Raw genomic sequence first — 12,926 nt, 5'->3', positions numbered from 1 at the left:
CGGGAGCGGTGCCGGCCGATCACGATGACGGCATGATGCTGCTGGTGCCGGCGGACCCGCTCCGCCACACCCGACCGGACCCGCACTTCGCGCCGGAGGCCGCCGCCGCCCGCGACGCCGGGCACCGGGTCGCGCTGGTCGACCACGACGCGCTGGCCCGCGGCGAGGCCGAGCGCGCGGTCGCCAGGGTGCCCGCCGACGACGACGCGGTCTACCGGGGCTGGATGCTCCGCTCGGAGCACTACGCCGGGTTCGCCGACGCCCTTGCCGACCGCGGGGCCGTGCTGCGGACCACCGCCGACCAGTACCGCGCCGCCCACGAGCTGCCCGGCTGGTACGACGACTTCAAGGACCTCACGCCGGAGTCGGTCTGGACCGACGGCTTCGACCGGGACGGGTTCGAGCGGGCGCGGGAACGCCTGCACGCCGGGCCGGCCGTCCTGCGCGACTACACCAAGTCGGTCAAGCACCACTGGCACGAGGCCGCCTACATCCCGGACCTGGCCGACGCCGACGCCGCGTGGCGGGTCGCCCGCCGGTTCACCGAGCTGCGGGACGACGACGCGACGGGCGGCTTCGTGCTGCGCCGCTTCGAGCCGTTCACCTCGACCGAGGTCCGGACGTGGTGGGTGGACGGCGCGTGCGCGCTCATCGGCCCGCACCCGGACACGCCCAACGACGTGCCGGACGCGCCGGACCTGACCGCCGTCGGGCCGCTGGTGCGGCACCTGCGGTTCGTGACGGTCGACCTGGCCCGCCGCGAGGACGGCGAGTGGCGGGTGGTGGAGCTGGGCGACGGCCAGGTGAGCGACCGCCCCGCCACCACGGCCGCGGACACGATGGTCGCCATCCTGCGGTAGGCCCCCGGATCGCCCGTCCGACCGTCGCTCCGCCGCGACCTCCGGTGGGAGGGGAGGGCCGTGGCCGGCGGCCACGGCCCTCCCGGGTCGGTCACGCGCGGGTGGTCCCGCCCGGCGTCACCCGGTGCACGCGGAACCGGCCAGCGTCACGCCGGTCGGCGTGCCCGCCGTGCCGTTCGCGGTGAACCCGAGGGACACCGACGCGCCCGCGCCCAGCGACGGCGCGTAGGACGGCGCGGTCACGGTCACCGTCGTCCCGCTCTGGGTGAACGTGCCGTTCCACCCGCTGGCGATGGTCACGCCCGCCGGCACGGTGAACACGACCTTCCACGGGTTGACCGCGGCGGCGCCGGTGTTGGTGACGGTCAGCGAGCCCTGGAAACCGCCCTGCCACGCGTTGTCCTGCCGCCACGCGACCTTGCACGCGCCCGTGCCGCCACCGTTCGACGTGGTCGTCGTCGTGGTCGTGGTGGTCGTGGTCGTCGTCCCGCCACCGGTCGGCGGGATCAGGTACGGCTGGAGGATCGACTGCTTGGCCTGGTTCACCGTGGTCCAGTCGTCGCCCACGATGCCGCCCGTGTCACCCGAGTTCGGGTTCCAGGACCAGTAGGTGAACGAGATGCCGCCGACGCCCTTGCCGGTGTAGGCCATCAGGTTCTCCAGCCACACCTTGTCCTTCGGGTTGGCCAGCGTCGAGCCGAACTCGCCGATCATCAGCGGCGCGGTGTTGTTCTTGTAGAGGTAGCCCCAGTACTTGTCCCAGATGGCGGGCAGGTTCGCCGGGAAGTCCGGCGCGGTGAACCACTTCTGCTCGAACACCGAGGTCGCGTACTCGTGCGGCGAGTAGACCAGCCGGTTCGCCACGTTCAGGCGCACCGGGTACTCGCCCGCCTTGGACAGGTTGCCGCCCCACCAGCCGCAGTCCTCGTCGTTGGACGGGTCGTTGTCCCAGGTGTCCGACAGGCCGCCGCTGGGGCAGCTCACGCCCTCGACGAAGATCAGCCAGTTCGGCTGCACGGACAGGATCGCGTTGCCCGCCCGCTCGGCGGCCAGCCGCCAGTCGCGCTCCACGACGCCGCAGCCCCAGCACGCGCCGGTGGCGTTGGGGTTGGTGCCCTCGGCGTGCGGCTCGTTGTGCAGGTCGGCGCCGATCACCGTGGTGTTGCCCGCGTACCGCTGGGCCAGCATCTTCCAGTCGTTGATCCAGGTGCTCTCCGGCACGGTCGCGGTGTACCAGAGGGCGGACTGGCCGGCGCTGGTCGGGCGGTGCCGGTCGAGGATGACCCGCATCCCCTTCTGCCCCGCGTAGTCGATGACCTTGTCCAGGATCTGCAACGGCGACAGCCCGACCAGGTCGGGGTTGACGTAGTCGTTGACGCCCGACGCCGTCGCGCCCGGCTTGAGCGCGTCGTTGGAGAAGGGGATGCGCAGGGTGTTGTAGCCCAGCGACGCCATCTGGTCGAGCTGCTGCTTCCACGTCCGGTTGGACCACAGCCCGTGGAAGGTCTTGTTGTCGGTCTCCATGCCGAACCAGTTGATGCCGGTCAGCCGGACCGTCGCGCCGGTGCTGTCGACGATCTTGTTGCCCGCGGTGTGCAGGTAACCACCGGCCGGGGCCGCCGTGACCTGTCCCGCCGTGCCGATCGCGACGGCGCCGCCGACGGCCAGGGCGGCCGTCAGAAGGGCGCCGAGGATCGATCTCCGTTGCCGCATACCGCTCTCCTTTGAGGATGTTCGCAACGCGTTCTGGGAGCGCTCCCAGACGGAGGGTAGTGACGGCGGTCGGGTTGGACAAGGAGCAAATTCGAGCTGGTCAGCGGACTCCGCGCGGTCTGAATTGGACACTGATGCGGGGTCCGACCGCTTTGCCCGCTTTCGGCACGGCGTGTTCCCACGTGCGCTGGCACGAGCCGCCCATCACGATCAGGTCGCCGTGCCCCAGCGCGTACCGCACGGTCGCGCCGCCCCCGCCGCGCGGTCGCAGAGCCAGCGCGCGCGGCGTGCCCACGGACACGATCGCCACCATGGTGTCCTCGGTCGACCCTCGCCCGATCGTGTCGCCGTGCCAGGCCACGGAGTCCCGGCCGTCGCGGTAGTAGCACAGGCCGGCGGTCCGGAACGGCTCGCCCAGCTCCTCGCCGTACCAGGCGCTCAGCTCGTCACGGGCCCGCGTGAGCACGGGGTCGGGCAGCGGCGCGCCCTCGCCGTAGAAGCAGAGCAGGCGCGGCACGTCCACCACGCGCTCGTACATCTGCCTGCGCTCGGCCCGCCAGGGCACCTCGGCGGCCAGTCGCCGGAAGAGCGCGTCCGCGCCCGTCAGCCAGCCGGGCAGCACGTCGATCCACGCGCCGTCCCCGAGCACGGTCCGCCGCACGCCGGCCAGCGGGCGCAGCGAGGGCGCCTGCGCCCCGTCATCGAACAACGACACCTGCATGGGCGCAGCATAACTCGCGGTCGAACGCACGTTCGACCGCAACGATCTCTATAGCTTCAGTGTTAACTGAAAATAATCAGGCGTCCGGCTCGGGCTTGCGCCGTCGGCCGCCGGTCCGGACCTGCTTGGAGGTCTCGTCGGCGGGCTCGGTCTGCGGCTTCCCGGCCGCGGCCGCGTCGGCGGTGGCCGGGTGGTCGGCGAGCAGGATGGCGGCCAGCTCGTCGTAGATCGGTGTGCTGCTCATGGAAGATCCTCTACCCCGTTTGGACGGAAGTTACACCGGTGTATTCCCGGTCGCTCGGCCAGGGTGACCTGCCGCACAAGTCGTCGTACTTCCGATAGACGGATGTCCTAGTAATCTGGGGGCAGTTCCGCGCTGCCGAAGGAGCCAGTCGTGACCGCCGAACCCCTGCACACCCCGCTGCACCCGGTCCGCTTCGTGACGGCGGCGAGCCTGTTCGACGGGCACGACGCCGCGATCAACATCATGCGCCGGATCCTCCAGTCCCAGGGCGCGGAGGTGGTGCACCTCGGCCACAACCGGTCGGTGCGCGAGGTCGTCGCCGCGGCCGTGCAGGAGGACGTGCAGGGCATCGCGATCAGCGCCTACCAGGGCGGGCACGTCGAGTACTTCAGCTACCTGGTCGAGCTGCTGGCCGAGCGCGGCGCGGGGCACATCAAGGTCTTCGGCGGCGGTGGCGGCGTGATCGTGCCGGAGGAGATCGAGCTGCTGCACTCGCGCGGCGTGGCCCGGATCTTCTCCCCGGCCGACGGGCAGGAGCTGGGCCTCGCCCGCATGATCAACACGATGGTCCGGGCGTGCGACCACCCGCTGGCCGAGCGCCCGCCGTCGTCCTGGGACGGCCTGTTCGCCGGCAGCGAGGACGTGCTGGCCCGCGCCATCACGCTGATCGAGGCGGGCGCGCTGCCGCCGGACGTGCACGACCGGGTCCGGCGTGCGGCGGGGGAGCGGCCGGTGCCGGTGCTGGGCATCACCGGGACGGGTGGTTCGGGCAAGTCGTCGCTGACCGACGAGCTGGTGCGCCGGTTCCGGCTGGACCAGCAGGACAAGCTGCGGGTCGCGGTGCTGGCCGTCGACCCGACCCGGCGGCGCGGCGGCGGCGCGCTGCTCGGCGACCGGATCCGGATGAACTGCCTGGACGGCGACCGGGTGTTCTTCCGCTCGCTGGCCACGCGCCGGGCGGGGTCGGAGGTGCCGGACGGCCTGGCCGACGCGATCACGGCCTGCAAGGCGGCCGGGTTCGACCTGGTGATCGTGGAGACGCCCGGCATCGGCCAGGGCGACGCGGCGATCGTGCCGTTCGTGGACTTCTCGCTGTACGTGATGACGCCGGAGTTCGGCGCCGCGTCGCAGCTCGAGAAGATCGACATGCTGGACTTCGCCGACGCGGTGGCGATCAACAAGTTCGAGCGGCGGGGCGCGGAGGACGCGCGGCGCGACGTGGCGCGCCAGCTGGTGCGCAACCGGGAGGCGTTCGGGGCGTCGTGGGAGGACATGCCGGTGTTCGGCACGTCGGCGGCGACGTTCAACGACGACGGCGTGACCGCGCTCTACCAGCACGTGCGCGACGAGCTGGGCAAGCGCGGGCTGGACGTGGCCGAGGGCTCGCTGCCGGCGGTGACGGGCAAGGTGTCCACGTCGGCGGCGACGGTGGTGCCGCCGACGCGGGTGCGGTACCTGGCCGAGATCGCCGAGACGGTGCGCGGCTACCACCGCGCCACCGAGACGCACGTGGACGCGGTGCGGCGGGTCGCGCACCTGCGGGCGGCGAAGGCGGAGCTGGAGGCGGCCGGGCACGACACCGGGGCGATCACGGCGGTGCTGGAGTCGGCGGAGGCGCGGGTCGACGCGGTGGCGGCGGAGCTGCTGGCGTCGTGGCCGGGGACGGTCGAGGCGTACAGCGGTGACGAGATGGTCGTCAAGGTGCGGGACAAGGAGATCCGCACCCGGCTGACCCGCAAGACGTTGTCGGGCAACGAGGTGCGGCGGGTGTCGCTGCCGCGCTACGAGGACGACGGCACGCTGCTGCGGTTCCTGCGCAAGGAGAACCTGCCCGGGCGCTTCCCGTACACGGCGGGGGTGTTCCCGTTCAAGCGGGACGGCGAGGACCCGGCGCGGATGTTCGCGGGCGAGGGCGACGCGTTCCGCACGAACCGCCGGTTCAAGTACCTGTCGCAGGGCTCGGAGGCGACCCGGCTGTCCACCGCGTTCGACTCGGTGACGCTGTACGGCCGCGACCCCGACACGCCGCCGGACGTCTACGGCAAGATCGGCACGTCCGGGGTGTCGATCGCGACGCTGGACGACATGAAGGCGCTGTACGCCGGGTTCGACCTGACCGCGCCGACCACCTCGGTGTCGATGACGATCAACGGGCCGGCGCCGACGATCCTGGCGTTCTTCCTGAACACGGTGATCGACCAGCAGGTCGACAAGTTCCGCGCGGAGCACGGCCGGGAGCCGTCGGAGGCGGAGGCGGCGGAGCTGCGGGCGTGGGCGCTGTCGACCGTGCGCGGGACCGTGCAGGCGGACATCCTCAAGGAGGACCAGGGGCAGAACACCTGCATCTTCTCCACCGAGTTCTCGCTGCGGATGATGGCCGACATCCAGGAGTGGTTCATCGAGCACAAGGTCCGCAACTTCTACTCGGTGTCCATCTCCGGCTACCACATCGCGGAAGCCGGGGCGAACCCGATCAGCCAGTTGGCGTTCACGCTGGCCAACGGGTTCACCTACGTCGAGTCGTACCTGGCGCGCGGGATGGCGGTGGACGACTTCGCGCCGAACCTGTCGTTCTTCTTCTCCAACGGCATGGACGCCGAGTACAGCGTGATCGGTCGGGTGGCGCGGCGGATCTGGGCCATCGCGATGCGCGAGCGGTACGGCGCGAACGAGCGGTCGCAGAAGTTCAAGTACCACGTGCAGACGTCCGGGCGGTCGCTGCACGCGCAGGAGATGGACTTCAACGACATCCGCACCACGTTGCAGGCGTTGTGCGCGCTGTACGACAACACGAACTCGTTGCACACCAACGCCTATGACGAGGCGATCACCACGCCGACCGAGTCGTCGGTGCGGCGGGCGATGGCGATCCAGCTCATCATCAACAAGGAGTGGGGCCTGTCGGCGAACGAGAACCCGTTGCAGGGCTCGTTCGTGATCGAGGAGCTGACCGACCTGGTCGAGGAGGCGGTGCTGGCCGAGTTCGACCGCCTGTCCGAGCGCGGCGGTGTGCTGGGCGCGATGGAGACGGGCTACCAGCGCGGCCGGATCCAGGACGAGTCGATGCTGTACGAGCAGCGCAAGCACGACGGCTCGCTGCCGCTGATCGGGGTGAACACGTTCCTGCCGGAGGGCGGCGAGCGCGAGCCGGTGTCGATCGAGCTGGCGCGGGCGACGGAGGAGGAGAAGCGCTCGCAGGTGGAGCGGACGCGCGCGTTCGCCGCCGCGCACGCGGCCGAGGCGGAGCCCGCGCTGCGGCGGCTGAAGGAGGCCGCGGCGTCGGGGGAGAACGTGTTCGCGGTGCTGATGGACGCGGCGCGGGTGTGCACGCTGGGGCAGATCACCGACGCGTTCTTCGAGGTGGGCGGGCAGTACCGGCGCAACGTCTGAGCGGTCGGGGGCGGCGGCCGGTCCGCCGCCCCTCACCGGCGCGTGGTGACGCTGGAGCGCAGGTCGTGGTGCCGCGCCGCCTCGAACCAGATCCGGTCGTCCTGGTAGTCGGGGTCCCCGGCGTGGAACCGGTCCGCCCACCGGCGCGACTGCTCGTGCAGGGCCGACACGCCGTCGCCCGGCACCAGGTGGCGCAGACCGGGGTCGGCCCGGCGGTAGGCGTTCACGAGGCGACCGAGCGGGCTGGTGTTCTCCCGGTAGCCGCGGCTGCGGGCTGGATCCGGCCGGCGTGTCCCTCCGTGACGGCCTCGGGCGAGTCCAGGGGGAGCACGAAGTCGAGGTGTTGCACGGCGGCGGCCTCCCGGTCGGGACGCGGAACCGTGCGGGTCGGGTTCCAGGCGCAAGGGCGTCGAGGGTGCACGGGACGCCCGTCCACGGTCACCCGGAGATGGCCCTCGCGCAACGCGTGGCTGTACACGTCCGCGATGAGCCGGGCGATCACCCCGGGTTCGCCCAGCACGCGTCGCGCGTCGTGGCCGAGGTCGTCGATGGTGATCTCGACGTCGTCGGCGCGTCCGGGGTCGGGCGTCCGCCGGGACGAGGAGAAGGGGGAGTCGGCGTCCAGTTCGGTCAGGTCGAGCGTCAGCTCGGTCCACCGGCCGCCGAGGGCCGCGCCCATGGTGAGCCTGCGACCCAGCGGCAGGGCGGCCGCGTACAGGTGCGCGCCGAACGCGGCTCTGCGATGGTCACCGGATCCGGGGCCTCTCGTGGACCCCATGACGGACGGGAACCCGGCCGAGGCGATCCGCTGCCCTCGCGCGCGGACGACGACGGCGTCGGGTGTTCCGCCGGCACCGCGCCGCCGGGTGATGTCGATGGACACGGGGCTGTCCGCCGGGCCGTCGTGCGGGGTGTCGAGGACGAGCGCGTCGACCAGGCGCAGCACACAGCGTCGCGGGTCGCTGTCGTCGCCGTTCAGACCGGCGAGCAGGAGGGTGCGGGGCGACAGGCGCATGGGGTAGAGGACTCGGCCGTGGGGCGCGCCGACGAGGTCGTCCAGTTCGGCGGCGGCGCCTTCCAGGGCTGCCCGGCTGCCCGCCAGGACCGCGTCGGCCACGTCCTGGTCGAACTCACCCATCAGCTCGTGGTCGTCGGCGGTGACGGGTGCCGCGGCGACTTCGCGGCGAGCCGCGGCGCCACCGAGTTCGAGGAGCTGCCGGTGCAGGCGCAGGTGGTGTCCGATCGCGTCCTGGAGGATGCGGTTCGACCGGGCCAACTGGAGGTGGGCTTCGTTCAACTGCTCTTCGACCCGGGGGAGTCGGTGTTGCGCCTCGGTGACGCGGGCGTCGAGGTCGAGGGCTTTCGTCAGCGCCTCCTGCGCGGCTCGGCGATCGGCTCGTTCGGCCTCGGCGCGGACCCGCAGCTCGGCGTGCCGGGTCGCGAGCGTGTCGATGGCGGAGACGAGCCCGTTGAGCAGCCAGAGCAGGCGGTTGACGATCGCCTGGTGGACGTGGACCGCCGACTGGGCCCGCAGGCGCCGGGCGTCCGCCAGCTCGACCTCGGCCCGCAGTGCCTCGACCGTGTTCCGGGTGATGGGGAGCGGGGCCTTGCGGGCTCCCGCGTCGGCGGCATCCCACAACGGCTTCGCCTTGGCGATCAGCCGCTCCGACGCCTTGGGGTCGTGTGGTGCGCACGCCCGCAACAGGGCGACCACGAACTCCCACTCCGGCCTCCGGTCGCCGTTGAGGGCTCGGGAGATCGTGTCCTTGCCGCGCTTGAGAGGGCCGGTGAGGTCGCGCAGCGTCCTGCCGTGCTGGTCGAGCCGCTCGCGCAGCCACGAGATCAGGGCGTTGAGTTCGGGCTGCCCCTCGGGGAGCGGTCGCCACGGTCGCCCACCGCGCCGTTTCGCCTGCCCGTCGTTCATGCGTCCCCCGTTCGGGGTTGTCTCCGCGACAACCCCGTTGTCCTGACTTGCCCGCGGTCGACCTGGTCTTCGTCGTGGCGGGGTTGGAGACAACCCGGGCGCTGCGCAGGCTGGTCGTGACACCGAGTGATCAGAACGGAGAGCGTAATGGTGGAGCCGGACCAGACGGATGCCGCCACCCCGGAGAAGGACCCGGAGGACGTGGTGAGCGAGGTCCTGTCGAGTTGGTCGATGACGGCACGGCTGTGCGTGGTTTTGCTGATGGCGACGCCGTTGGCCGCCGGAGCGGTCGGGGTGCTGGTCGTCGTCCGGGGTTGAGCGGTGCGCGGGCGGGCGGTCCGCGGGTTGAAGGGCGGCGGGTGGGTTATCCCGTCGCCATGACCGGGGACAACTCGCTGTTCTTCGTCGGCAACGCCACGACCGTGCTGCGGTTGGGGCCGTTCACGCTGCTGACCGACCCCAACTTCCTGCACCGGGGGCAGTGGACGCACATCGGGCAGGGTGTCGTGGCGCGGCGGCTGAAGGACCCGGCGGTCGGGATCGGCGCGTTGCCCCCGCTGGACGCGGTGGTGCTGTCGCACTTCCACGGCGACCACTTCGACCGGGTCGCGTCGCGCGGATTGGACCGGGACCTGCCGATCCTGACCACGCCGCACGCGGCGCGCAGGCTGGGGCGACGGGGGTTCCGGGAGCCCGTGGCCCTGTCCACGTGGGAGGACCTGAGCCTGACCAAGGGCGGGGCGGGCGTGACCGTGACGGCGTTGCCCGGCCGGCACGCGCGGGGTCGGTTGGCGCGGTTGCTGCCGCCGGTCATGGGCAGCATGGTGGAGTACCGGGCCACGCCCGGGGCCGCGCCGCTGCGCCTGTACCTCAGCGGCGACACGCTGGTGCACGACGACCTGCGCGAGATCCGCGAGCGCTACCCGTCGATCGACGTCGCGGTGCTGCACCTGGGTGGCACGAAGGTGCTCGGCGTGCTGCTCACCATGGACGGCGCGCAGGGCGTGGACCTGCTGGAACTGCTGCGGCCGCGGCAGGCGGTGCCCGTGCACTACGACGACTACAGCGTGATGAAGTCGCCGCTCTCGGCCTTCACCGCCGAGGTGGAGCGCCGGGGTCCGCCGACCGCGATCGCCTACGTCGACCGCGGCCGGACGTTCACTCTTCCGGGGGAAGGTGCATAGCGCTGCCCGGTGCATCCGGGCGACCCTCCGCAACTCCTAGTGGGTGAGTCCCCGGGAGCTGCAGGGGTGGTGAGGCCCGATGAGGTGGTTGAGCGGGTTTGCGGTCTTGCTCTGCGCGGTCGTCGTCGGTTGCGGCGGGATGCCGGGAACGCCCAAGGCCGAGCAGGGCACCACGGCCTCGACGGAGGAACCCGGCACGGCCTCGGGGTCACGACCCGGGACGTCCACCTCGGCGGAGCGGCCGGCCACGACGCCCCGCGGGCCGGGGAGGACCGATCCGCCTGGGGTGCCCGGCAGCCCCATCAAGTATGACGCCAGCCGCATCGGCCAAGCGCCCGCGGACATGGAGGCGTACATCGAGGAGCAACTCGTGTCCCAGTGCGGCCGGGATGCGTGCGGGGTGCGGGTGGTCCCGCAGTTGCAGGGTGACCAGGGGTGCATCTCCAAGGTCGCGCCGAACCCCGTGCCCCGCGGCGGCACGGTCGTCATCTACCACGGTCCCGACTGCCCGGAACCGATCAGCGCCGTCCGGCCCGTCACCACGTCGACGACGACCACCACCACAACTACCACCACCCGACCCGCGCCCACCGCGTCCACCGCGTCCACCACGACCACGGGTAGCCGGTGATGGCCGCGACCCGCCGCACCACCGCCCCGCGGGCCGCGCCCGACCCGGACGTCCTCCCGAGCGGGCCGGGGCGGGCGTTGCGGGTGTTGGCCTCGGTGGTCGCCAACACGACCCTGCTCACCGCCCTGCTGTACTTCTTCGGCCTGGTGGCGACGCAGGTGTTCTTCGCCCACTTCCGGGTGCACTACACGTTGCTCGGCCAGACTGCGGACGAGGTGCTGGCCCGCGGTGCGGACGGGCTGTTCATGCCCCTGGCCGGGCTCGCGATGGCCGTCCTGGTCGTGACGTTCGCCGCCCGCTACCTCCGCGCCCGGCTGTCACCGCGCGCGTGGGCGGCGTTCCTGCGGGTTTGCACGCCCGTCGCCGCCGTGGTGGGGCTGGCGTTGCTCGCGGTGACGGTGCCGATCACGGTGAACCCCGAGCCGTTCCGCGCCTACCCGGGCCTGCCGGGGCTGGGGTTCGCGATCGGCGTGGTGCTGTTGGCGTTCGCGTGGCGGCGGTGGAGCGCCACCGCGCGCCGCGGCGCGGCGTTCGGGGTCGTGGAGTCCGTGGCCGCGTTCCTGCTGGTCGCGATCGGCCTGTTCTGGGCCGTCGGCGACTACTCGGCCTCGGTGGGCACGCGCCGCGGGTACGAGGTCGAGGCGCGCATACCGGAGATGGCCGACGTGGTCGTCTACAGCGCGCAGGGCCTGGACCTGGCCGGCGAGGGCGTGCGCCAGGTGGCCTGCGCGCAGCCCGACAGCGCCTACAGGTACCGCTACGACGGGCTGAAGCTGCTGCTCCAGTCCGGCGGCCAGTACGTGTTCCTGCCCGCCACGTGGCGGTCGTCGTCGGGCACCGCGTTCGTCGTCCCGCGCACGGACTCGCTGCGGCTGGAGTTCCGCCCGCCCGGCAGCAGCCCGCCGCCCTCGTGCTGACGCCCCAAGCGCCGACGACCGAAGTGCCGACGACCGAAGTGCCGACGACCGAAGTGCCGACGACCGAAGTGCCGACGACCGAAGTGCCGACGCCGGCTCACCGGCTGGAGGCGCGCACCACCAGCCTGGTCGGCAGGAACGCCGGCCCCGGCTTCTCGCCGCCGTGCACCATGGTCAGCACGGCCCGCGCCGCGGCCACCCCGATCCCCGCCTTGTCCTGTGCCAACGTGGTCAGCGGCGGGTCCACCAGGGCGGCCAGCTCGATGTCGTCGAACCCCACCACGGCCAGGTCCTCCGGCACCCGCAACCCGGCGTGGCGGGCGGCCAGCAACGCGCCCACCGCCATCTCGTCGCCGGCGCAGAACACGGCGGTCGGCGGCTCGGGCAGCGCGATCAGCGACCGCATCGCCGCCTGGCCGCTCGGCCGGTAGAAGTCGCCCTCCACCACGTACTCCGGCGGCAGCGCCAGCCCCGCCTCCGCCATCGCGGCGCGGAAGCCCTCCAGCCGGTCGGCCGCGGGCCGGTTCGCGCGCGGGCCGGTGACGGTGGCGATCCTGCGGTGCCCGGCGTCGACCAGGTGCCGCACCGCCATCGCCGCGCCGCCGACGTTGTCCGACGTCACGTAGGTCGCGCGCGGCCCGTCCACGGCCACGTCGACCGCCACGCACGGCAGCCCGGACTGGGCGAACGCGGCGAACGCCGGCGCGTCCGACCCGCTGTCGATGAGCACCAGCCCGCCGAGGTGGTGGCGGCGGGTCATGTTCACGTACGCGACCGGGTCCGCCAGCGACGCGCCCACCGCCCGCAACGCCGCCGAACCGCTCGTGGCGAGCATCAGCAGGTGGTAGCCGTGCGCGCTCAGCGCCGACTTCAGCCCGATCAGCAGCTCCTGCAGGTACGGGTGCCGCCACCCCGGCCTGCGGTGGTCGGTGTCCCACACCAGGCCGATCAGCCCGGACCTCTTGGTCGCCAGGGCGCGGGCCGACTCGTTGGGCCGGTAGTCCAGCTCGCGGGCCACCCGTTCCACCACTTCGCGCTTTTCCTTGCTCACCGTCAGCGGCTGGTTGAAAACGCGCGAAACGGTCGCCACCGACACCCCGCACAGCTGGGCGATCTCACGGATCGTGGTCATCTCCCGCCCTTTCTTTGTAACCGGTTTCAGTCCTCCGGCCGGTGGGTCCTGACCAGGGTGGACACGGTACCACCTGCGGAAACGTCGAAGTCCTGGAACGGTCAGGTTATCGGTTCGTTACTTGACGGTATCGCGGCCCACGGCTGTCATGTAGACCACACCGGCCGGGCCCACAACCCGGTCGAATTCGCCGGAAACCCCCGGACAGAC

At 72.2% G+C, this 12,926-nt stretch carries 12 protein-coding genes; 6 read left to right on the top strand and 6 right to left on the bottom strand.

Going from position 1 to position 12,926, the window contains the following annotated elements; all coding sequences use genetic code 11:
- Positions 1-32: 32 nt before the first annotated feature.
- The gene (locus ACWEFJ_RS30320) at positions 33-860 is read left to right on the top strand and encodes an ATP-grasp domain-containing protein (protein ID WP_449715794.1); all 828 of its coding nucleotides are present in this window, start codon (positions 33-35) and stop codon (positions 858-860) included.
- Positions 861-977: 117 nt separating this feature from the next.
- On the opposite strand, the gene ACWEFJ_RS30315 is transcribed toward ACWEFJ_RS30320, so the two are convergent.
- The 3 genes from ACWEFJ_RS30315 to ACWEFJ_RS30305 all read right to left on the bottom strand — a co-directional run bounded on the left by ACWEFJ_RS30315 (position 978) and on the right by ACWEFJ_RS30305 (position 3,538).
- Positions 978-2,573, bottom strand: coding sequence for a cellulase family glycosylhydrolase (locus ACWEFJ_RS30315; protein ID WP_378097527.1), 1,596 nt, complete (start codon positions 2,571-2,573; stop codon positions 978-980).
- 100 nt (positions 2,574-2,673) lie between these two features.
- Positions 2,674-3,294 (bottom strand): alpha-ketoglutarate-dependent dioxygenase AlkB, encoded by a 621-nt coding sequence (locus ACWEFJ_RS30310; protein ID WP_378097524.1) that lies wholly within the window; start codon positions 3,292-3,294, stop codon positions 2,674-2,676.
- 76 nt (positions 3,295-3,370) lie between these two features.
- Positions 3,371-3,538: a hypothetical protein gene (locus ACWEFJ_RS30305; protein ID WP_378097522.1), complete on the bottom strand. Its 168-nt coding sequence runs from the start codon at positions 3,536-3,538 to the stop codon at positions 3,371-3,373.
- 150 nt (positions 3,539-3,688) lie between these two features.
- Here ACWEFJ_RS30305 and icmF point away from each other — a divergent pair, with 150 nt between their 5' ends.
- Complete coding sequence (icmF, locus tag ACWEFJ_RS30300) at positions 3,689-6,928, top strand: fused isobutyryl-CoA mutase/GTPase IcmF (protein ID WP_449715793.1); 3,240 nt, start codon at positions 3,689-3,691, stop codon at positions 6,926-6,928.
- 32 nt (positions 6,929-6,960) lie between these two features.
- On the opposite strand, the gene ACWEFJ_RS30295 is transcribed toward icmF, so the two are convergent.
- The gene (locus ACWEFJ_RS30295; protein WP_449715792.1) at positions 6,961-7,155 is read right to left on the bottom strand and encodes a hypothetical protein; all 195 of its coding nucleotides are present in this window, start codon (positions 7,153-7,155) and stop codon (positions 6,961-6,963) included.
- Entirely contained in the window at positions 7,152-8,852 is a 1,701-nt protein-coding gene (locus ACWEFJ_RS30290; protein WP_449715791.1) for a hypothetical protein, read from the bottom strand. The genes ACWEFJ_RS30295 and ACWEFJ_RS30290 overlap by 4 nt, the downstream gene beginning before the upstream one ends.
- Before the next feature lie 147 nt (positions 8,853-8,999).
- On the opposite strand from ACWEFJ_RS30290, the gene ACWEFJ_RS30285 reads away from it, so the two are divergent.
- The 4 genes from ACWEFJ_RS30285 (at position 9,000) to ACWEFJ_RS30270 (ending at position 11,584) form a co-directional block, all read left to right on the top strand.
- A complete protein-coding gene (locus ACWEFJ_RS30285) occupies positions 9,000-9,170 on the top strand; it encodes a hypothetical protein (protein WP_449715790.1) in 171 nt (56 codons plus the stop codon).
- A gap of 59 nt (positions 9,171-9,229) precedes the next feature.
- Positions 9,230-10,036 (top strand): MBL fold metallo-hydrolase, encoded by an 807-nt coding sequence (locus tag ACWEFJ_RS30280; RefSeq protein ID WP_378097517.1) that lies wholly within the window; start codon positions 9,230-9,232, stop codon positions 10,034-10,036.
- A gap of 286 nt (positions 10,037-10,322) precedes the next feature.
- Positions 10,323-10,667 (top strand): hypothetical protein, encoded by a 345-nt coding sequence (locus tag ACWEFJ_RS30275; RefSeq protein WP_449715789.1) that lies wholly within the window; start codon positions 10,323-10,325, stop codon positions 10,665-10,667.
- Positions 10,667-11,584 (top strand): hypothetical protein, encoded by a 918-nt coding sequence (locus tag ACWEFJ_RS30270; RefSeq protein WP_449715788.1) that lies wholly within the window; start codon positions 10,667-10,669, stop codon positions 11,582-11,584. Before ACWEFJ_RS30275 ends, ACWEFJ_RS30270 begins: the two co-directional genes overlap by 1 nt.
- A gap of 97 nt (positions 11,585-11,681) precedes the next feature.
- Here ACWEFJ_RS30270 and ACWEFJ_RS30265 read toward each other — a convergent pair whose 3' ends face one another.
- Positions 11,682-12,716, bottom strand: a complete 1,035-nt coding sequence (locus tag ACWEFJ_RS30265; RefSeq protein ID WP_449715787.1) for a LacI family DNA-binding transcriptional regulator — start codon at positions 12,714-12,716, stop codon at positions 11,682-11,684.
- Positions 12,717-12,926: the final 210 nt, after the last annotated feature.

It is taken from the genome of Actinosynnema sp. NPDC004786, assembly GCF_053601135.1.
Note: the sequence above shows the minus strand (reverse complement) of the source record. Positions and strands in the feature narration are given on the sequence as shown.

Bases quoted from the DNA above. Each gene is read 5' to 3' on its own strand.
- ACWEFJ_RS30270 (WP_449715788.1), top strand. From the start codon at position 10,667: ATGGCCGCGACCCGCCGCACCACCGCCCCGCGGGCCGCGCCCGACCCG.
- ACWEFJ_RS30305 (WP_378097522.1), bottom strand. From the start codon at position 3,538: ATGAGCAGCACACCGATCTACGACGAGCTGGCCGCCATCCTGCTCGCC.
- ACWEFJ_RS30290 (WP_449715791.1), bottom strand. From the start codon at position 8,852: ATGAACGACGGGCAGGCGAAACGGCGCGGTGGGCGACCGTGGCGACCG.
- ACWEFJ_RS30315 (WP_378097527.1), bottom strand. From the start codon at position 2,573: ATGCGGCAACGGAGATCGATCCTCGGCGCCCTTCTGACGGCCGCCCTG.
- ACWEFJ_RS30285 (WP_449715790.1), top strand. From the start codon at position 9,000: ATGGTGGAGCCGGACCAGACGGATGCCGCCACCCCGGAGAAGGACCCG.
- ACWEFJ_RS30265 (WP_449715787.1), bottom strand. From the start codon at position 12,716: ATGACCACGATCCGTGAGATCGCCCAGCTGTGCGGGGTGTCGGTGGCG.
- ACWEFJ_RS30310 (WP_378097524.1), bottom strand. From the start codon at position 3,294: ATGCAGGTGTCGTTGTTCGATGACGGGGCGCAGGCGCCCTCGCTGCGC.
- ACWEFJ_RS30320 (WP_449715794.1), top strand. From the start codon at position 33: ATGATGCTGCTGGTGCCGGCGGACCCGCTCCGCCACACCCGACCGGAC.
- ACWEFJ_RS30280 (WP_378097517.1), top strand. From the start codon at position 9,230: ATGACCGGGGACAACTCGCTGTTCTTCGTCGGCAACGCCACGACCGTG.